Source organism: Streptomyces mayonensis, from assembly GCF_018982965.1.
Lineage (GTDB): Bacteria > Actinomycetota > Actinomycetes > Streptomycetales > Streptomycetaceae > Streptomyces > Streptomyces mayonensis.
Genome location: NZ_JACBYP010000055.1, coordinates 1 through 18441, shown reverse-complemented (window position 1 = coordinate 18441; position 18441 = coordinate 1). Strand labels below are relative to the sequence as shown.

16 protein-coding genes are annotated in these 18441 nt (G+C 72.4%); 5 read left to right on the top strand and 11 right to left on the bottom strand.

The genetic code is table 11. From position 1 onward, the window contains the following. Nucleotides 1-130: 130 nt before the first annotated feature. The gene (locus tag HZS56_RS20900) at nucleotides 131-790 is read right to left on the bottom strand and encodes an NADPH-dependent F420 reductase (RefSeq protein WP_374201189.1); all 660 of its coding nucleotides are present in this window, start codon (nucleotides 788-790) and stop codon (nucleotides 131-133) included. 73 nt (nucleotides 791-863) lie between these two features. On the opposite strand from HZS56_RS20900, the gene HZS56_RS20895 reads away from it, so the two are divergent. Continuing rightward, nucleotides 864-1247, top strand: coding sequence for a winged helix-turn-helix transcriptional regulator (locus tag HZS56_RS20895; protein ID WP_216722270.1), 384 nt, complete (start codon nucleotides 864-866; stop codon nucleotides 1245-1247). A gap of 43 nt (nucleotides 1248-1290) precedes the next feature. On the opposite strand, the gene HZS56_RS20890 is transcribed toward HZS56_RS20895, so the two are convergent. Both HZS56_RS20890 and HZS56_RS20885 read right to left on the bottom strand, forming a co-directional pair. Beyond that, nucleotides 1291-3105: a restriction endonuclease gene (locus tag HZS56_RS20890; protein ID WP_216722269.1), complete on the bottom strand. Its 1815-nt coding sequence runs from the start codon at nucleotides 3103-3105 to the stop codon at nucleotides 1291-1293. 118 nt (nucleotides 3106-3223) lie between these two features. Next, nucleotides 3224-3820 (bottom strand): TetR/AcrR family transcriptional regulator, encoded by a 597-nt coding sequence (locus tag HZS56_RS20885; RefSeq protein ID WP_216722268.1) that lies wholly within the window; start codon nucleotides 3818-3820, stop codon nucleotides 3224-3226. Nucleotides 3821-4041: 221 nt separating this feature from the next. Here HZS56_RS20885 and HZS56_RS20880 point away from each other — a divergent pair, with 221 nt between their 5' ends. After that, entirely contained in the window at nucleotides 4042-5073 is a 1032-nt protein-coding gene (locus HZS56_RS20880; protein ID WP_216722267.1) for an aldo/keto reductase, read from the top strand. A 157-nt stretch (nucleotides 5074-5230) separates the two neighbouring features. Here the strand turns inward: HZS56_RS20880 and HZS56_RS20875 are convergent, their stop codons facing one another. Beyond that, nucleotides 5231-6271, bottom strand: coding sequence for an NAD(P)-dependent alcohol dehydrogenase (locus HZS56_RS20875; RefSeq protein WP_216722266.1), 1041 nt, complete (start codon nucleotides 6269-6271; stop codon nucleotides 5231-5233). A gap of 168 nt (nucleotides 6272-6439) precedes the next feature. Between HZS56_RS20875 and HZS56_RS20870 the strand changes: the two genes are divergently transcribed. Then, nucleotides 6440-7324 (top strand): helix-turn-helix domain-containing protein, encoded by an 885-nt coding sequence (locus tag HZS56_RS20870; RefSeq protein WP_216722265.1) that lies wholly within the window; start codon nucleotides 6440-6442, stop codon nucleotides 7322-7324. Between the two features lie 250 nt (nucleotides 7325-7574). Here HZS56_RS20870 and HZS56_RS20865 read toward each other — a convergent pair whose 3' ends face one another. Both HZS56_RS20865 and HZS56_RS20860 read right to left on the bottom strand, forming a co-directional pair. Beyond that, a complete protein-coding gene (locus tag HZS56_RS20865; protein ID WP_216722264.1) occupies nucleotides 7575-8819 on the bottom strand; it encodes a L,D-transpeptidase in 1245 nt (414 codons plus the stop codon). A gap of 234 nt (nucleotides 8820-9053) precedes the next feature. After that, a complete protein-coding gene (locus tag HZS56_RS20860) occupies nucleotides 9054-9407 on the bottom strand; it encodes a hypothetical protein (protein ID WP_216722263.1) in 354 nt (117 codons plus the stop codon). 109 nt (nucleotides 9408-9516) lie between these two features. Between HZS56_RS20860 and HZS56_RS20855 the strand changes: the two genes are divergently transcribed. Further along, nucleotides 9517-9864: a hypothetical protein gene (locus HZS56_RS20855; protein ID WP_216722262.1), complete on the top strand. Its 348-nt coding sequence runs from the start codon at nucleotides 9517-9519 to the stop codon at nucleotides 9862-9864. Nucleotides 9865-9921: 57 nt separating this feature from the next. Here the strand turns inward: HZS56_RS20855 and hutH are convergent, their stop codons facing one another. From hutH to HZS56_RS20830, 5 genes are all read right to left on the bottom strand, one after another. Further along, nucleotides 9922-11460 carry a histidine ammonia-lyase gene (gene hutH, locus HZS56_RS20850; RefSeq protein WP_216722300.1) on the bottom strand — a complete coding sequence of 513 codons (1539 nt, stop codon included), beginning with the start codon at nucleotides 11458-11460 and terminating at the stop codon, nucleotides 9922-9924. A gap of 145 nt (nucleotides 11461-11605) precedes the next feature. Continuing rightward, entirely contained in the window at nucleotides 11606-12754 is a 1149-nt protein-coding gene (locus HZS56_RS20845; protein WP_216722261.1) for a GGDEF domain-containing protein, read from the bottom strand. 270 nt (nucleotides 12755-13024) lie between these two features. Continuing rightward, nucleotides 13025-13825: an enoyl-CoA hydratase/isomerase family protein gene (locus tag HZS56_RS20840; RefSeq protein ID WP_216722260.1), complete on the bottom strand. Its 801-nt coding sequence runs from the start codon at nucleotides 13823-13825 to the stop codon at nucleotides 13025-13027. A gap of 216 nt (nucleotides 13826-14041) precedes the next feature. Continuing rightward, nucleotides 14042-15187 (bottom strand): adenylate/guanylate cyclase domain-containing protein, encoded by a 1146-nt coding sequence (locus HZS56_RS20835; RefSeq protein WP_216722259.1) that lies wholly within the window; start codon nucleotides 15185-15187, stop codon nucleotides 14042-14044. 611 nt (nucleotides 15188-15798) lie between these two features. Beyond that, nucleotides 15799-16674 carry a biotin--[acetyl-CoA-carboxylase] ligase gene (locus tag HZS56_RS20830; RefSeq protein WP_216722258.1) on the bottom strand — a complete coding sequence of 292 codons (876 nt, stop codon included), beginning with the start codon at nucleotides 16672-16674 and terminating at the stop codon, nucleotides 15799-15801. Between the two features lie 110 nt (nucleotides 16675-16784). On the opposite strand from HZS56_RS20830, the gene HZS56_RS20825 reads away from it, so the two are divergent. Beyond that, a partial coding sequence (locus HZS56_RS20825; RefSeq protein ID WP_253914586.1) for an acyl-CoA carboxylase subunit beta occupies nucleotides 16785-18441 on the top strand: 1657 nt, incomplete at its 3' end.

Genomic DNA, 18441 nt, shown 5'->3' with positions numbered 1-18441 from the left:
CCCCTCGACGATTCCACGCCGACCGCCCGGGACGCCTGCCGCACGCCCGACGACACCTCGTCCCCCGCGGCCGAAGCGGGGCCCGCCACAGGCGTCCCGCCCGGGGCGGGCAGGAGGAAAGGTTCCCCCCCTACGACGCCAGCCGGGGAACCGCCGGGTTCGGGTCGGTGCCCGCGAAGCTCAGCGCGATGACGAAGCCGGCGACTTCCTCCAGCTGGCGGACGCGGTCGAGCCCGCCGAGGACCGCGGGCACCGCACCGGCGGCGCGGACGAGGTCGCCGGTGACGCGCAGGGCCTGCGGGTGGTCGCCGCACATCACCACGGTCACCGGGTCCTCCGTGCGGCCGTTGGTCCACTGCCCGGAGGGGAAGAGGTGGAACGCCTTGACGACCTGCGCTCCCGGGGCCGCCGCGGTGATCCGTTCGGCCATCGCCTCGCCGGGGCGGGTGAGCAGTACGCCGGTGCCGTGGGCGACCGCGTTCGTGGGGTCGATCAGCGGCGTGCCGTCGAGGAGGCCGTCGGACGCGCCCGCCCGCGCGAGCATCTCCTCGGCGCCGTCCCAGGAGACGGCGAGCAGCACCGCGTCGCGCCCGCTCACCGCCTCCCGGGGCGGTGCCGCGAGCGTTCCGTGGCCCAGGCGCCGTGCCAGGCGGTCCGCCCTGTCGCGGGACCTGCCGCCGATCACGAGGTCGTGTCCGGCCCGGACCCATGCCTCGCCGAGGGCAGCCGCCAGGGTTCCTGTTCCGAGGATGCCGATCCGCATCGTCTCCGCCTTCAGTTCGCCGGTCAGGGGGGGAAGCCACCGTAGGCCGGGTGGTACGCACCGTTCGGTGCGTGCCGTACGCGCGAGGATGTGCGGTGAGATGACTGATCAGAATGCTCGGGAAGAGCGCCGTCACGAGTGGGTCGCCGACTGCCGTCTGCGCGCGGCCACCGACCTCTTCGCCCACACCTGGGACCCCGTGGTGCTCGCGGCACTTCGCCCGGGGGCCCACCGGCGCCGCGAGCTGCGTGCCGCGATCGGAGGCATCAGCGACAAGGTGCTGACCGACTCCCTGCACCGCCTGCTCGCCGGCGGACTGGTCGCGCGCGAGGCACACGCCGAGGCTCCCCCACGCGTCGACTACGCGCTCACCGGTCTCGGCCGGAGCCTGGTCGAGGGCCCGATGGCGGCGCTGGGACGCTGGGCGGTCGAACACGGCGACGAACTCCTCGACGCCCAGGAGATCAGTGCCGAAGGATTGTGAGTGAGGCTTGCCATGGATCAAGCCGTCGTTCGACCGCGGATCGTCAGTCCACCTCGACGCCGAAGCCGCGCAACAGCTCCTCCAGGCCGCCCGAGTAGCCCCTTCCTCCCACGACGAAGTCCCAGTCGCCGTTACTCCTGCGGCGGAAGGAGCCGAGGACCAGGGCGGTCTCGTGCGGGCGGCCGTCGGAGACCTGGAGTTGGCCCAGTTCCGTCAAAGACGGGTCGAGCAGGCGGATGCGGGCGTCTGCGAAACCGGACAGATCGGCGTCCGGGTTGACCTCCGGGTCGACGGCAGCCACCAGCACCAGGCGGTCGGCGTCCTCGGGCAGGGTGTCGAACGAGGCGCAGATCGCGGCCTTGTCGGGCGCGGTGGCGGGCAGCGTCCGTACGGAACCGTCCGGGGTTTGCGGGTTGTTGTAGAAAACGAAGTGGTCGTCGGTCAGGATCCGGTTGCCGCGGCACACCAGGGCGCACACGTCCAGGGCGACGCTCCCGGTCCAGGACATGCCGAGGATGTTGTACTCGTCGGGCAGCGACGGTTCCGGGAGGGGCGGGAGGACCGGGGCCGAGTCCCGGCGGCCGCCGTCGCCCAGGCGGCCGCGCAGGCCGTGGCGGCGCAGCAGGTCGACGAGTTCGGTCCCCGCGATCAGTTCCAACGGCTTGCCGTTGGCGAAGGTGCGCGAACCGGGGCCGAAGCCCGACGTGGTGACGAGGACGCCCTTGTTCGCCCCGGCGTCCTGCACTGTCCCGAACAGGTCGCGGACGGCGGCGGGCGGCACCGTGCTGCGGTACCGCTTCACCTGGACGACGATCTGGCCGCCCCGGATCGGCGTCGGGTCCAGTGCGTGGACGTCCACCCCACCGTCGTTGGAACGCCGTGTGGTGACCGCCCGCATCCCCATGGCCTCGAACAGCTCGGCCACGAGGCCCTCGAAGGCGACCGGGTCCATCTCGTACAGGTCGGGCTCCTCGTCGTCGCCGTGGGTGGCGACGCGATGCCCGACCTCCTGGGGCCGCCGACCCGGCCTGATCGCGACGAGTTGGTCCGGGCGGGGCGACACCTGCCCGCGCAGCGCGTCGGCCAGACAGCTTTCCGCGTCCACCTGGGCCAGATGCAGTTCCCGGAACGAGGAGCGCTCGGCCATGACGGTGGCCAGGAAGATGTGCTCCCGCCGGCCCGTCGTGGGGTCGTGTCCGTCGACGAACCCGTTGAGGGCCACCGATTCCAGCGCACCGGTCTCGTCGGCGGCGAACAGTTCGTGCAGGACGAGCAGCATGCACTGCGCGAGGACTTCTCTGTAGAGCGCCCTGCGCTGCCCCACCGGGCGGGGAGTCTCCCGGTACTGGTCGGCCGCGTACATGTACCGGACGTACTTGGACTGCGGTACGACGTCGCAGGCGGGCAACTCCCAGTCCAGCACCAGCTGCCGGGCCGCGGGGTCGTAGGTCATCGCGACCCGACGCGGGAACCCCTCGGGCCAGGCCGTCGAGGTGTAGAGAGCCGCGGAGAAGTACTCGACCACGGCGTCGGGCTCCCGGCGTCCGACGCCTGCGGTCACCGCGGCCAGGGACCGCAGCTCTTCGGCGTGCATGAGCGCGGAGGGCCGGAAGACCGGGGCCCGGCATCCCGTGGCCAGCAGGCCCTGGAGCACAGCGACCCGTGCGTCCAGCTCCTCCGTGCGGCGGATCGCCTCGGCCTGCTTGTACTCACGGTGGCTCTGGGCGGCGCGCCGCTCGTAGGCCCGCGCCTGCCGGGTCTCCTGTCTGCGCCGCCGCTCCTCGGCCTCGAACTGGCGCTGCCGCTGCCGCTGCATCTCGGCCCAGACTCCGACGTATCCCCTGGTGCGACGACTCATGGGTTGTCAGCCCTCCCCCCAGCACCGGTTGTCCCCACAACCAGTTGTAGCGGGTCGACTTTATCCAGCAATCGCCGCCGTGCACATCCGATCGCCGTCCTTCGCGGCCGGGCCGGGATCAGCCCACCCCGCGCAACCCCGCGACCAGCACCCGCACCAGCTCCCGCGCGTCGTACTGCGGGCTCGGGGTCTCCGCGCCGATGCACAGGTTGCCGACGCCGCGCATGAGGGCGTAGGCCTCGACGTCGGTGCGGATCTCGCCGGAGGCGGTCGCGGCGCCGAGGAGGTCGGTGCAGACGGGGACGAGGCGGTCGAGGAAGTACGCGTGGAGGGTCTCGAAGCCGGCGTTGTCGGACTGGAGGACCGCGGCGAGGCCGTGCTTGGTCACCAGGAAGTCGACGAACTGGTCGATCCAGCTCGCGAGCGCCGCGTACGGGGTGGGGCTGCTCGCCAGCAGCGCGGGGCCGGCCTCGGCACAGGCCTCCACCTGGTGCCGGTAGACGCCGATGATCAGGTCTGCGCGGGTCGGGAAGTGGCGGTAGATCGTGGCCGTTCCCACGCCCGCCTCGGCCGCGATGTCGCGCACGGGGGCCTCCACGCCCGACCTGACGAAGACTCCGGCGGCCGCGTCGAGGAGGGTCTTCTCGTTGCGCCGGGCATCCGCGCGCTTGGGCCGGGATCCGGCCTGCCCGGTCCCCGCCTCGTCGTCCTTCACCGTTCCGTCCCTCCGCCTCGGTCGCGGCCTCGGCCTTCGTCCCGGCCGCCTTCGTCCCAGCCCTGGTCATCGGTCGTCGCCCGACCGCGGTTGATAAACGGGACACCGTTCCGTATCGTCGGACGAGTAAACGGGACGCGGTTCCGCTTGACCTCTTCATGATGCCAGAGCGTCGAACCCGCCACCAAGTCACGCCTCGAACCGTCCCCCGTGGAGGACACATGCAGTACCGCACCTTGGGCCGTACCGGTGTGCAGGTCAGCTCGCTCGCGCTGGGCGCCATGAACTTCGGGCCCATCGGCCGCACCACCCAGGAGGAGGCCACCGCCCTCGTCGACGCCGCTCTGGAGGGTGGGATCAACCTCATCGACACCGCCGACTGGTACGGCGGCGGCGAGTCGGAGGAGATGGTCGGCAAGGCGATCGCCGGGCGCCGCGACGACATCGTGCTGGCCACCAAGGCCAACATGCCGATGGGCGACGAACCCAACCACCAGGGCTCCTCGCGCCGCTGGCTGGTCACCGAGCTGGACAACAGCCTGCGCCGCCTCGGGGTCGACCACGTCGACCTCTACCAGATCCACCGGTGGGACCCGAACACCAGCGACGAGGAGACGCTGTCCGCGCTCACCGACCTGCAGCGCGCGGGAAAGATCAGGTACTTCGGCTCCTCGACCTTCCCCGCGTACCGGATCGTGGAGGCGCAGTGGGCCGCCCGCGAGCACCGGCTGAGCCGTTACGTCACCGAGCAGCCCAGCTACTCCGTCCTCCAGCGCGGGGCCGAGAGCCACGTACTGCCCGTGGCCGAGCAGTACGGACTCGGGGTGCTGGTGTGGAGCCCGCTGGCCTCGGGATGGCTGTCCGGCGCGGTGCGGGCGGGCCGGGAGGTCGCCACCCACCGGTCGGTGATACTCCCCGAGCGCTTCGACCCCGCTCTGCCCGCCAACCGGGCCCGGCTCGACGCCGTCGAGAAGCTCGCCGTGATCGCCGAGGAGGCGGGGCTGACCATGGTCCAGCTCGCGCTCGGCTTCGTCACCGCGCACCCGGCCGTCACCGCCGCGCTCGTCGGGCCCCGCACGCTGGACCACCTGCAGTCCCAGCTCGACGCCGCCGGCACCGTGCTCTCCGAGGACGTCCTCGACGCGATCGACGCCGTGGTCGCGCCCGGTACGGACCTCGCCGCGCACGAGAAGTTCGACGCCACGCCCGCGCTGCTCGACCCGTCGCTGCGGCGCCGCCGGGCGGCGCGCTGAACCGGCGGCGCCACTCGTCGGGACGGGGACGGCGGACGCGCGCCCGCCCCGCCCGGACGTCCACCGACGGTGTCGGTGGCGGTACGGCCGGAGCGGGGCGGAGGGGCCGTCGGGCGACGGCCGGGGCCTGGGGGCCCGGGGGCCCGGGGGCCCGGGGTCAGATCGTCGCGGTGTCGATCACGAAGCGGTACCGCACGTCGCTGGCCAGGACGCGCTCGTAGGCCTCGTTGACCTCGGACGCGGCGATCAGCTCGATCTCGGCGCCGATGCCGTGCGCCGCGCAGAAGTCCAGCATCTCCTGGGTCTCCGCGATGCCGCCGATCATGGACCCGGCGAGGGACTTGCCGCCGCCGAGCAGCGCGAAGAGGTTGAGCGCGATGGGCTCCTCGGGGGCGCCGACGTTCGCCAGGGTGCCGTGCGGGCGCAGCAGCCCGAGGTAGGCGGCGAAGTCGAGCGGGGCGGAGACCGTCGAGACGATCAGGTCGAAGCTGCCGGCCAGCTCCTGGAAGGTCGCCGGGTCGCTGGTGGCGTAGTAGTGGTCGGCGCCCAGCTTCAGGCCGTCGTCCTTCTTGCGCAGCGACTGCGACAGCACGGTCACCTCTGCGCCCAGGGCGTGCGCGAGCTTGACGGCCATGTGGCCGAGACCGCCCAGGCCGACCACGGCGACCTTCTTGCCGGGACCGGCGTTCCACCGCCGCAGCGGGGAGTACGTGGTGATGCCGGCGCACAGCAGCGGCGCGGCCTCGTCCAGGGAGATGCCCTCGGGGATGCCGAGGACGAAGTTCTCATCGACGACGACCTTCTGCGAGTAGCCGCCGTAGGTGACCTCGCCGTCCCTGCCGACGGCGTTGTAGGTGCCGATGTTCCCTTCGGTGCAGTACTGCTCCAGGCCGGCCTTGCAGTACTCGCACTCGCGGCAGGAGTCGACCATGCAGCCGACGCCCACCCGGTCGCCGACGGCGAACCTGGTGACGCCGGGGCCGACCTCGGTGACGACGCCCGCGATCTCGTGGCCGGGGACCATCGGGAAGATGGCCTCGCCCCAACCCTCGCGAGCCTGGTGGATGTCGGAGTGGCAGATGCCGGCGAACTTGATGTCGATCAGGACGTCGTGTTCACGCACCTCGCGCCGCTCGATGGTGGTGCGCTCCAGCGGCGCCTTGGCGGCGGGTGCTGCGTACGCGGCGACAGTGGTCATTGCCGGGGTTCTCCGGGATTCTCTCGTCCTACTGGGGGATGCCTCCACCCTGCCTGGGAGCGGCGCGGCCACCCAGACCACGGTTTTGCGTACGTCCAGCGTGCGTACCACTGACGGGGACAGGCTCCTGTGCGTACGACCGGGAATACGTGCGGCGATACTGGAAGCATGGATGGACAGCTTGACCGGCGAGCCGAGCTCAGCGAGTTCCTGCGCACCCGCCGGGCCCGGCTGAAGCCGGAGGACGTGGGACTGGAGTCGTTCGGACGGCAGCGCCGGGTGCCCGGTCTGCGGCGCGAGGAGCTGGCGCAGCTGGCCGGGGTGTCGGTGGCGTACTACACCCGCCTGGAACAGGGCAACGGACAGAACGTGTCGGCGGAGGTCCTGGACTCGATCGCCCGGGCGCTGCGGCTGACCGACGCCGAGCAGGCGCACCTGACGCACCTGGCCAAGCCGAAGCAGCAGCGCAGGCGGGCGTCGTCGGGGTCGCGGGCGCAGCAGCGGCCGGTGCGGGTGGCGCTGCTCCAGCTCCTGGAGTCGATGGACACGGTGCCGGCGTACGTGACGGGCCGCCGCTCGGACATCCTGGCCTGGAACCGGATGGCCGCGGCCCTCTTCGGCGACTGGGGCGAGCTGCCGGCCCAGGAGCGGAACTGGGCGCGGCTGGTCTTCCTGAACCCCGACTACCGCACCCTCTTCGTGGACTGGGACCAGAAGGCCTACGACATGGTCAGCTTCCTGCGCATGGACGCGGGCCGGCACCCGGACGACCCGCGGCTGTCCGCGCTGGTCGGCGAGCTGTCGGTGAAGAGCGAGGAGTTCCGGCGGCTGTGGGCCACGCACGACGTCAAGGAGAAGGGCCATGGCGCCAAGCGCCTGCGGCACCCGCTGGTCGGTGACCTCACCCTGTCCTTCGAGACGTTCCACCTGATCGACGACGACGAGCAGGCCTTCGTCACGTACCACGCCGAGCCCGGCTCCCCCTCGGCGGACGCGCTGCGCCTGCTGGCGAGCTGGGGGACGGACGCGACGGCGGCCTCAGTCACGCCGTGAGCGTGCCCCGGCTCAGCGCGGTGACGAAGGGCGCCGCCCAGGTGGTACTGGCCGTCGGGGAGTGGCTCGAACTGGCCACGTGACCGGGCCACGTGCGCCCGGCCTCCCCCGGCTCACGCGGCCGGGGCCGTTTCCGACAGGAGCCGCGCAAGAGGACGACGGGAAGCCCGGGAAACGGCGGCGCCCGCCGCCCCGTCGAGGGGTGGCGGGCGCCCGTGCGAAGTGCTGTCCGTGCGGCGGGGGTTCGGCGTCAGACGGCCGAACCCGCCTTCCACTGGGCCCAGTCCATGTTCCAGCCGTTGAGGCCGTTGTCCGGGGCGACGGTCTTGTCGCCGGTGTTCTGGACGACGACCACGTCACCGACGATGGAGTTGTCGTAGAACCAGGCGCCCGGCGTGTTCGGGTCGCCCGCGCCCTTGGCGTCCTCCAGGCCGACGCAGCCGTGGCTGGTGTTGGCCTGGCCGAAGATGCCCTTGCCCCAGTAGTTGCCGTGGATGAAGGTGCCGGAGGTGCTCAGCCGCATGGCGTGGGGCACGTCCTTGATGTCGTACTCGCCCTTGCCGTCGTCGTCGGTGAAGCCGACGGTCGAGCCGTCCATCCGGGTCTCCTTGTACTTCTCGGAGATCACCATCTGGCCTTCGTAGGTCTTGTTGTCCGGGGAGCCGGCGGAGATCGGGATGGTCTTGACCGTCTTGCCGTCCTGGGTGACCTTCATCTGCTTGGTCTTGGCGTCGACGTAGGAGACCTGGTTGCGGCCGATCTTGAAGGTGACCGTCTTCTGCTGGACGCCGTAGACGCCGTCGGCGCCCTCGACCCCGTCGAGCGCCAGCTTCAGGGTGACGGTGGAGTTCTCCTGCCAGTAGTTCTCGGGGCGGCAGTCCATGCGCTGGGTGCTGAACCAGTGGCAGGCGACCTCCTGGCCGCTGCTGGTGTTGACCGTGATGCCCTTCTGGACGGCGGCCTTGTCGGTGATCTCCTTGTCGAAGTTGATCGACACGGGCATTCCGACGCCGACGGTCTTGCCCTCGTCCGGGGTGAAGTTGCCGATGAAGCTGTTCTCGGGGGAGACCGTGGTGAACGAGGAGTTCTCGTGGGCGGCGCGGCCGTCGGAGTCCTTCGCGGTCGCCGAGATCTGGTACTTGGTGGCGCGCTCCAGCTGACCGCTGGGCTTCCAGCTCGTCTTGTCGGCGGATATCTCGCCGTCGACCTCGGTACCGTCCGAGGCGGTCATCTTCACCTCGGTGAGCGTGCCCTTGCTCACCGTGACACCGGCGGAGTTGTTGATGGAGGCGTTGTCGGAGCCACCCTTGGGGGTGATCTTGAGCTGGGCCTCGGAGGTCTTCTTCGCCGCCGCCTCGTCGACATCCGCCTGAGAGGTGTTCCCGTCCCCGCCGGAGGTGCCGGCGTCGCCACTGGAACATGCCGAGAGCACCAGCACACCGCCGAGCAGTGCGGACGCGGCCGCCAGGCCCTTGCGCCGCTTACCGTCCGTCATCACACGCTTCTCCATCGTTGCCGATCCCGAAAAACCGGATACCCCGTCAATAACTTTCAACGCTACGACCGCTTCGTCCCGTTCCACATCGATCGCGGGTGTGGGGCATGCCACGTTTCACCATGAGGGCGAGGGGTGCGCGGGGCCGGTCCGTAGGCGTTCAGTGCTCACCGTGAGACGACGAAACCCCGGGTGGCGGTTGCCGCCCGGGGCCGGGATTTTCCCCACGCGGCGTCAGCCGACCCGCATTCCGTCGTCCTCCGGGCCGTTCTCGTCGTCATCATCCTCGTCGAGGTTCCAGGTGGGCGAGTCGGGGTCGTAGTCGATCCGCTCGCTGCTCCAGGAGGCCTGCTGCAGTTCGACCCCCGGCACCGCACTGACCAGGTCGAAGGGGTCGACGAGATGGGCGAGGGCCTCCGCCGTGTCCTCCGTCACAGCCTGCTCGGAGTGCGCCCGTTCCGCGTCCGGGAGATCGGTGTCGTCGGCGAGCGCCTGGAGTGCGGCTCCCGTGACGGCCTCCTCGTCGTCGATCTCGAGGACGAGCTCGACGCGAATACGCACATGTCGTGATGTCTCTGGAGTGCTCATGCCCGGAGCGTAAGGCCGAGGGGTCCCGTGACTTTCCTGTGACCCGCGACTTTCACTAACATCTGCCCACACGGCCAATTAGCCAGCGCCACAAGGGGATCGATATTCCGTGTCATCCGCTCGCCGTCCGTTGCTGACCGCCGCCGCCGCGGGGGGCCTCCTGTGCGCCCTGTGGTTCGTTCCGTCGGCGAACGCGACACCCGACACTCCTGTGCTCGAGTCCGCGGCCGCGACCCCGTCCTCGCAGGTCACCGCGCAGGCCAGAGCGGCGTCCGCGGACACCGCGACCGACAGCGCCGGCCTGTCCGACGGCGTCTCCACCCACGGGGACACGACCCGCCTGGCCGACACCGGCAGCTTCGACAGCACGCCGTACGTCGTCGGCGGCGCCCTCTGCCTGGGCCTGGGCGCGGGCTTCGTCGGCTACTCGGTGCGCAGGGAGCGCCTGGGCCTCTGACCCAGGGACTCCGTGCTGCCGACGAGGCCCCTGGGGAGAGCGTCCGCCCCCGTCCCGCTACCGCAGCGGCCCGGTGACCGTCTCCGCCGCCGCGACCAGGTGCCCCTCGCGCACGAACGCCTCCGCCGCGGCGAGGTCGGGCGCCAGGTGGCGGTCCGGTCCGGGACCTCCGACGCCTGCGGCCCGTACGGCGTCGACGACGGCCTGTGAGGCGGGGGCCGGGGTGAGGCCCTCACGCAGCTCGATCGCGCGCGTGGCGGCGTACAGCTCGACGGCGATCACGCGGGTGAGGTTGCCGACGGCCGTGCGCAGCTTGCGCGCCGCCGACCAGCCCATGGAGACGTGGTCCTCCTGCATCGCGGAGGACGGGATGGAATCCGCCGACGCCGGTACGGCGAGCCGCTTCAGCTCGCCGACCAGGGCGGCCTGCGTGTACTGGGCGATCATCAGGCCGGAGTCGACACCGGCGTCGTCGGCGAGGAACGGCGGCAGGCCGTGGCTCCGGTTCTTGTCGAGGAGCCGGTCGGTGCGGCGCTCGGTGATGGAGCCGAGGTCGGCGACGACGACGGCGAGGAAGTCCAGGACGTAGGCGACCGGGGCGCCGTGGAAGTTGCCGTTGGACTCCACCCTGCCGTCGGGCAGCACGACCGGATTGTCGACGGCCGCCGCCAGCTCGCGTTCGGCGACGAGTCCCGCGTGGGCCATCGTGTCGCGTCCGGCGCCCGCGACCTGCGGGGCGCAGCGCACCGAGTAGGCGTCCTGGACGCGGGGCGCGTCGTCCTGGTGGTGCCCGGTCAGGCCCGAGCTCTTGAGCACGGCAGCCATGTTGGCGGCGCTGGCGGCCTGCCCCGGGTGCGGCCGGATGGCGTGCAGCTCGGGGGCGAGCACCTTGTCGGGGCCGAGCAGCGCCTCCAGGGTCAGCGCCGCGGTGACGTCGGCGGACTTGTACAGGGTGTCGAGGTCGGCGAGGGCCATGACCAGCATGCCGAGCATGCCGTCGGTGCCGTTGAGGAGGGCGAGCCCTTCCTTCTCGCGCAGTTCGACGGGGGTGATCCCGTGTGCGGCGAGCAGTTCGCCGGCCGGCCGTACGGTGCCGTCGGGCCCCTCGGCGTCGCCCTCGCCCATGAGGGTGAGCGCGCAGTGCGACAGCGGGGCCAGGTCACCGGAGCAGCCCAGGGAACCGTACTCGTGCACGACCGGGGTGATCCCGGCGTTGAGCACGTCGGCCATGGTCTGCGCGACCTCGGGACGGACGCCGGTGCGTCCGGAGCAGACGGTCTTCAGCCGCAGGAACATCAGCGCCCGGACCACCTCGCGCTCGACGCGCGGCCCCATTCCGGCGGCGTGCGAGCGGACGATGTTGCGCTGCAGCTGCGCGCGCAGGTCCGGGCTGATGTGACGGGTCGCCAGGGCACCGAACCCGGTGCTCACCCCGTACACGGGTTCCGGCTTGGCGGCCAGCGCGTCCACGATCTCGCGGGCCGCGGCCAGGGCGGCCAGCGCCTCGCCGGAGAGCTCGACCCGGGCGCCCGCGCGCGCCACGGCGAGCACGTCGGACGCGGTGGCCCCCGACGTTCCCACCACCACAGTGTGCATATCCATATTCAGGAGCGTACGCAGTGAATGCAACGATGTCACGAGAGGTGGGCCGCCGGATACGTCACTGCCAGGAGGGGCGTGCACCCCTTACGGCACTCGAGTGCACCTCACAGCCACCGACGGCGCCCGTCACGGCCGTCCGCTACGGCGAGTGCCGCCCGCGGAAGCGCCTGCGCTCCCCGTCCTCCTCCCGCGACGGTTCGTCCGCGAGCCGTACGACGGGATCGTCGGGCCCCTCGCGGCCCGCGACCACCGGCCCGGCCGACCGCTCGGCCTTGGCCCGGTACTGGGCCGCGTCGGCGAGCCGGAACAGCCTGCGGGCGGAGCGCACGGGCCCGACCGGGTCCTCCGTGGACGCGACCCCGCAGGCCACCCCGTCGCCGAGCTCCAGCTCGGCCGCCCGGCGGCACAGCTCCTCGGCCGCCTTGACCACCTCGTCGGCGGCGGGACCGACCGCGAGCAGGCAGAACTCGTCCCCGCCGAGCCGCGCGGCCAGCGCCCCCGGCAGCATGGCCCCGCACAGCGAGAGCACCGAGCCGAAACGTTCCAGCAGTCGGTCCCCCACGGCGTGCCCGTGTGTGTCGTTGACCCGCTTGAGGCCGTTCAGGTCGCACACGACGAGGCTGACGGCGACGCCCTCCCCGCGGTGCCGTTCGACCGCCTCGTCCAGCGCGGCGTCGACGGCGCGGCGGTTGGCCAGTCCGGTGAGCGCGTCCGTGTAGGCGAGCCTGCGGACCTCCTCCAGCCGCTCGGTCTGCGCGATCCCCGCGGCCACGACCGAGGCCAGCACGGTGGCGAAGTCCGCGTCGCCCCGCTCGAAGACCCGCTCCCCGACCGGCCGGGCCGCGTACAGCTCGCCCCAGGCGCGGCCGTGCAGCACGATCGGCGCGACCACGCAGCAGCCCCGGCCCCGGCGGCGCAGCGCGGCGACCCGCTGGTGCACGTATCCGGCGCGTCCCGCGGCGGGCCCCTCGGCGGTCTCGACCCAGGCGTCGGGCTCGCCGCCACCGGCCCAGCGTTCGTGCAGGAACTCTGTGATCTCCGCGAACTGGTGCACCGGGTAGGACTCGTCCTCCGGGAACTCCTCCTCGTCCTCGGCGCGCTCGCCGACGTTCACGAGGACCCGGAGCCGGCCCAGCTCCCGCTCCCACACCGACAGTGCGGCGAAGCTGCCGCCCAGCGCCGCGCACGCACCGAGGGCCGCCGCCCGCCACGCCTCACGGGAGCTGTGCGCGGCGGCCATGCCCTGCGCCAGTGCCACCACGGCCGTGAGCCGCCTGTCGTCGCCCATCACTCCAGGTTAGGGAGATTTAACTAGAAATGGGATCCAAACATGGCGAACAGGGCAAAGTGGCCGACCCGCGGACTCCGGAGCCGACACACGGGATCAGGGCCCCGGTGCAGCGCACAGCAGCAGGACCCAGGATCAGGAGCAAGATGCAGCGCGCAGGATCAAGACCCAGGTGCAGCGCACAGGATCAGGACCCAGGCGCAGCGCACAGATCGGCGCCCGGGCGCAGCGGGCCGCGGCCGCACTCGGGACGGCACCCCGCGCCCTGCCTCACTCGCCCGGCCACCTGGGCGCCCGCTTCTCGTTGAAGGCCGCCACACCCTCCGCACGGTCCCCCGAGAACGCCACCGTCCGCCACGCCGCGTCCTCGACCTCGAGGCCGGCCCGCAGGTCGAGGCCGTGCCCGAGCCGCAGCGCCCGCTTGGCCGCCCGCAGGCCCACGGGCGAGTTCGCGGCCATCCGGGAGGCGAGGTCCAGGGCCTCCTCCCGGTCCCGCCCCTCGTCCACCAGCTGGTCCACCAGACCCAGCTCCCGCGCCTCCTCCGCCGCCACCCGCCGCGCCGTGAACACCAGCTCGGCGGCGCGCGCCGCCCCCACCCGGCGCGGCAGCAGCTGCGTACCGCCGCCGCCGGGGATCACGCCGACCGACACCTCGGGCAGCCCCACCACCGCCGTGGGGTCGGCCACGATCACGTCGCACGAGAGCGCCAGCTCGAACCCGCCGCCCAGCGCGAACCCGTGCACGGCCGCGACCGTCGGGACCGGCAGCTCGAGCACCGCGGTGTACGCCCCCCGCGACACCGGCCGCTGCCGCAGCAGGTCGGCGTCCGTGAAGGAGTTCCGCTCCTTCAGGTCGGCGCCGACACAGAACGCCCGCCCGTGGGTCGAGGTCAGCACCACGACCCGTACGGTCCGGTCCTCGCCCAGGGCGGCGCAGGCGGCGCCGATGGAGTGGGCCATCGCGGTCGACACGGCGTTCATGGCCTTCGGCCGGTCGAGCACGAGCTCCGCGACGTGCCCGTCCTCGTGCCGCCGCACCAGAACGAACTCTCCGAACCGCTCCTCGCTCATGACACCCTCCGGTTAACGGTGGTTAACGATGGACCGCCCGATCATCGCAGCCACCCCGCACGGACGGAAGACCGGCCCGTGGGGCCGGGGGAACCCGTGGGGCCGGGGTGATTGGACACTTTGTCCCGGCGACACGCCACCCGAGTCGCCTTTTCCGCGGGACAAACTGTCCAATCAGCCACCCATACGGATGCCGGGGGATGTCGGGGGGGCGGGTTACGGTTCTCCGCCGCCGTCGCCCCGGCGCGTGAGCAGCCACGGCTCGACCACGCCGAGCCCGCGTACGGGCCGCTGCCACATCGGCCGGAGCGCGAAGCGGTACGCCGGCGGCTCCTCGCCCTTCTTCTCCGCGGCGGCGGCCTCCTCGACGGCCGCCGCCTCCGAGGCCGGGGCGTCACCGGTACGGATCAGCTCCTCCGCGAAGGCGGTGTCGACGAGCACGGCGTCCTTGGGCGCTATCGAGGTGAGCCGGGAGGCGAGGTTGACGGTGGTGCCGAAGACGTCGCCCATCCGGGTGGTGACGGTGCCGAAGGCGATGCCGACGCGCAGTTCCGGCATGGTCTCGTCGTTGGCCATCGTCTCCACGAGCAGCAACGCGATCTCGGCGGCCGTGCCGGCGTCGTCGGCGGCGTAGAGGACCTCGTCGCCGAGGGTCTTGATCAGCCGTCCGCCGCGCGCGGCGACCAGGTCGGCGGAGGTGGTCTCGAAGGCCTCGACCAGCTCGCCGAGTTCCTCCTCCTCCATCCGGCGGGTCAGGCGCGTGAAGCCCACCAGGTCCGCGAAGCCGACCGCGAGCCGTCGGTCCACCATCTCCTCGTCGTCACCGGTCTGGACGACCCGCCCGGCCGACGCGGCGAGCTGGCGCCGCCAGACGTAGACGAGGAACTCCTGCAGCTCGGGCAGGAGCAGCTCGACGATCGGATACGTCACCTCGGTGCGCGTCATCCCGGGTTCCGGGGGCTCGGTCAGGCCCTCCAGGAAGGAGTCGATCTGCCACTCGGCCAACCGGGCGGTGGTCTGTCCCGTGGACCGGGCCACCTGGACGGCCATCGCCTCGCTGAGCAGCCCCGCCTCCACCAGACCGGCCAGCCGCCGCAGCGCGAGGACGTCCGCCTCGGTGAGCGCCTTGGCCTGCCCGATGTCGGCGAAGCCCATGGCCCGCCAGAAGCGGGAGGCCAGTTCCATGGAGACACCCGCGCTGCGGGCGGCCTGGAAGGGGGTGTAGCGGCGGTCGGCGCCCAGGATGAGCCCTTCGAGGCGCAGCGCGAGCGGGTCATCGCCGGGATCGGCGGAGTCCGGGGCGGGCTCGGGGTCCACCCGGCCGTCCCCGTCCGCGCCGGAGCCCGTGTCGTCGACGGTCACGCCTGCTGCCCTTCCGATCTGCCGCGGTCAGGTTCGACCGGCCCCAACTTTACGTCAGGTGTGCCCCAGCTCACTCCTGCTCGTCCCACACCCCGGACCCCTCCCCCGGCGAGCGCCGCGAGCCGCTGGTCGGCCCGCCCGTGCGTCGAAGGTCCCGGGCACAGCCGCCGAGCGGCCCTCACCGGCCCCCGCCGACCGCCACCGGCCCTCCGCCCCGGTGACACGCCGAACGCCGGGGGCCACCGTCCTTCAGCACGTCAGTACGTACGGGAACCGCCCCCGTATCGACACGTCCCGGCCCCGTCGCCGTAGCGACCGGCCGCCCCGCCCGGCATCCGCGCCCCGCACCGCCCACCAGGACACGGCCGGCGAGCGCCACCGCACAGCCGGCGAGCGCCACCGCACGACCGGCGAGCGTCGCCACCCGGCCGAGGGGCACCCCGCTCCGGCCCCACACCCCGGCCGAGTCCGTCGCATCCGTCGCCCCGCCCGCCCCTCTGCCTCCCCCTTCGCAGCGCCACTCGCCCGCACTCGTCCCCGCTCGCCCACACTCGTCCCGCCGAGAACCCATTCGCCGCCCACCGAGACCCACTCGCCCCGCCGGCCCGCGCTCACGCCGGCCGCAGATGCACGATGTCCCCCGCGCCGACCGGCTCCTGTACCCCCGCCTCCGTCGCCAGGACCAGTCGGCCGTCCCCGTCCACGGCGACGGCCTCGCCGACGAGCGACCGGTCGCCCGGCAGCTCGGCCCGCACGGTCCGCCCCAGCGTCGCGCAGCCGGCGGCGTACGTCTCCTGGAGCCCGCTGACCGCGGGGTCGCCCTCCGCCGCCCGCCAGCGCCCGTACCAGTCCTCCAGCGACCGCAGTACGCCGCGCAGCAGCGGGTCCCGGTCGGTGCCCGCGGCCCCGGCCAGCGCGAGTGAGCCCGCCCGCGGGACCGGCAGCTCGTCCGCGCGGAGGCTGACGTTGACGCCGACGCCGATGACGACGCCGTCGTCGCCGGCCCGCTCGGCCAGGATGCCGCCGGCCTTGCGCTCCTCGTCGCCGACGGTCACCAGCAGGTCGTTGGGCCACTTCAGCGCCGTGTCGACCCCCGCCACGCGGGACAGCCCGGTCGCCACGGCGACACCGGTGAGCAGCGGCAGCCAGCCCCAGCGGGCCACGGGCACCTCGGCGGGCCGCAGGAGTACGGAGAAGAAGAGCCCGGAGCGGGCCGGCGCCGTCCACTGCCGGTCCAGCCGCCCCCGCGCGGCGCTCTGTTCCTCGGCGACGAGGACCACGCCCTCCGCAAGGCCCTCCTCCGCGGCGCGGGCCACGAGGTCGGAGTTGGTGGACCCGGTGCGCTGCACCACGTCCACCTGCCGCCACAGCCCTCCCGCCCGTACCAGGCCCCGGCGCAGGGCCGCGGCGCTCAGCGGCGGCCGGTCGAGGTCGGACCACCGGTTGTTCGGGGAGCCGGCGGGGCCGGAGGAGTCTCGGGGCGTCATGCAACCCACCCTAGGTGTGGGAAAGACCGCACTGCCGAACGGAGGACCCCCTACTAGTCTACGAACGAGTAACCGTCCCCCCTTTTGAGCAGGCAGGGAGCCGCATCCCGATGTCCGAGCCGGAAGAGCAGCAGCCCGACATCCACACGACCGCGGGCAAGCTCGCGGATCTGACGCGCCGTATCGAGGAAGCGACGCACGCCGGTTCCGCACGCGCCGTCGAGAAGCAGCACGCCAAGGGCAAGCTGACGGCTCGTGAACGCATCGGTCTCCTGCTCGACGAGGATTCCTTCGTCGAGCTGGACGAGTTCGCCCGCCACCGCTCCACCAGCTTCGGCCTCGACGCCAACCGCCCCTACGGCGACGGCGTCGTCACCGGGTACGGCACCGTCGACGGCCGCCCGGTCGCCGTCTTCTCCCAGGACTTCACGGTCTTCGGCGGAGCCCTCGGCGAGGTCTACGGCCAGAAGATCGTCAAGGTCATGGACTTCGCGCTGAAGACCGGCTGCCCCGTCATCGGCATCAACGACTCCGGCGGCGCCCGCATCCAGGAGGGCGTGGCCTCACTCGGCGCCTACGGCGAGATCTTCCGCCGCAACACCCACGCCTCGGGTGTGATCCCGCAGATCAGCCTGGTCGTCGGCCCGTGCGCGGGCGGCGCGGTCTACTCCCCCGCGATCACCGACTTCACGGTGATGGTCGACCAGACCAGCCACATGTTCATCACGGGACCCGACGTCATCAAGACCGTCACCGGCGAGGACGTCGGCTTCGAGGAGCTGGGCGGCGCCCGCACCCACAACACCGCCTCCGGCGTGGCCCACCACATGGCGGGCGACGAGAAGGACGCCATCGAGTACGTCAAGCAGTTGCTGTCGTACCTGCCGTCCAACAACCTCTCCGAGCCCCCGGCCTTCCCGGAGGAGGCCGACCTCGCCGTCACGGACGAGGACGCCGAGCTGGACACGATCGTCCCGGACTCGCCGAACCAGCCGTACGACATGCACGCCGTCGTCGAGCACGTCCTGGACGACGGCGAGTTCTTCGAGACGCAGCCGCTGTTCGCGCCGAACATCGTCACCGGGTTCGGCCGGGTCGAGGGCCGCCCGGTCGGCATCGTCGCCAACCAGCCGATGCAGCTGGCGGGCTGTCTGGACATCACCGCCTCCGAGAAGGCGGCCCGCTTCGTGCGCACCTGCGACGCCTTCAACGTGCCCGTCCTGACCTTCGTGGACGTCCCCGGTTTCCTGCCCGGCGTCGGCCAGGAGCACGACGGCATCATCCGGCGCGGCGCCAAGCTGATCTTCGCCTATGCCGAGGCGACGGTCCCGCTGATCACGGTCATCACCCGCAAGGCCTTCGGCGGCGCCTACGACGTCATGGGCTCCAAGCACCTGGGCGCCGACCTCAACCTGGCCTGGCCGACCGCGCAGATCGCGGTGATGGGCGCGCAGGGCGCGGTCAACATCCTGCACCGCCGCACCATCGCCGACGCCGGCGAGGACGCCGAGGCCACCCGGGCCCGCCTGATGCAGGAGTACGAGGACGCCCTGCTCAACCCCTACACGGCGGCCGAACGCGGCTACGTCGACGCGGTGATCATGCCGTCCGACACCCGCCGCCACATCGTCCGCGGCCTGCGCCAGCTGCGCACGAAGCGGGAGTCCCTGCCTCCGAAGAAGCACGGCAACCGGGGGGGGGGGGGGGGGGGGGGGGGGGGGGGGGGGGGGGGGGGGGGGGGGGGGGGGGGGGGGGGGGGGGGGGGGG

Excerpts from the sequence above, each read along its gene's own strand:
- HZS56_RS20895 (WP_216722270.1), top strand. The coding sequence starts at position 864 with ATGACTGATCAGAATGCTCGGGAAGAGCGCCGTCACGAGTGGGTCGCC.
- HZS56_RS20890 (WP_216722269.1), bottom strand. The coding sequence starts at position 3,105 with ATGAGTCGTCGCACCAGGGGATACGTCGGAGTCTGGGCCGAGATGCAG.
- HZS56_RS20880 (WP_216722267.1), top strand. The coding sequence starts at position 4,042 with ATGCAGTACCGCACCTTGGGCCGTACCGGTGTGCAGGTCAGCTCGCTC.
- HZS56_RS20875 (WP_216722266.1), bottom strand. The coding sequence starts at position 6,271 with ATGACCACTGTCGCCGCGTACGCAGCACCCGCCGCCAAGGCGCCGCTG.
- HZS56_RS20870 (WP_216722265.1), top strand. The coding sequence starts at position 6,440 with ATGGATGGACAGCTTGACCGGCGAGCCGAGCTCAGCGAGTTCCTGCGC.
- HZS56_RS20865 (WP_216722264.1), bottom strand. The coding sequence starts at position 8,819 with ATGACGGACGGTAAGCGGCGCAAGGGCCTGGCGGCCGCGTCCGCACTG.
- HZS56_RS20860 (WP_216722263.1), bottom strand. The coding sequence starts at position 9,407 with ATGAGCACTCCAGAGACATCACGACATGTGCGTATTCGCGTCGAGCTC.
- hutH (WP_216722300.1), bottom strand. The coding sequence starts at position 11,460 with ATGCACACTGTGGTGGTGGGAACGTCGGGGGCCACCGCGTCCGACGTG.
- HZS56_RS20845 (WP_216722261.1), bottom strand. The coding sequence starts at position 12,754 with ATGGGCGACGACAGGCGGCTCACGGCCGTGGTGGCACTGGCGCAGGGC.
- HZS56_RS20840 (WP_216722260.1), bottom strand. The coding sequence starts at position 13,825 with ATGAGCGAGGAGCGGTTCGGAGAGTTCGTTCTGGTGCGGCGGCACGAG.
- HZS56_RS20830 (WP_216722258.1), bottom strand. The coding sequence starts at position 16,674 with ATGACGCCCCGAGACTCCTCCGGCCCCGCCGGCTCCCCGAACAACCGG.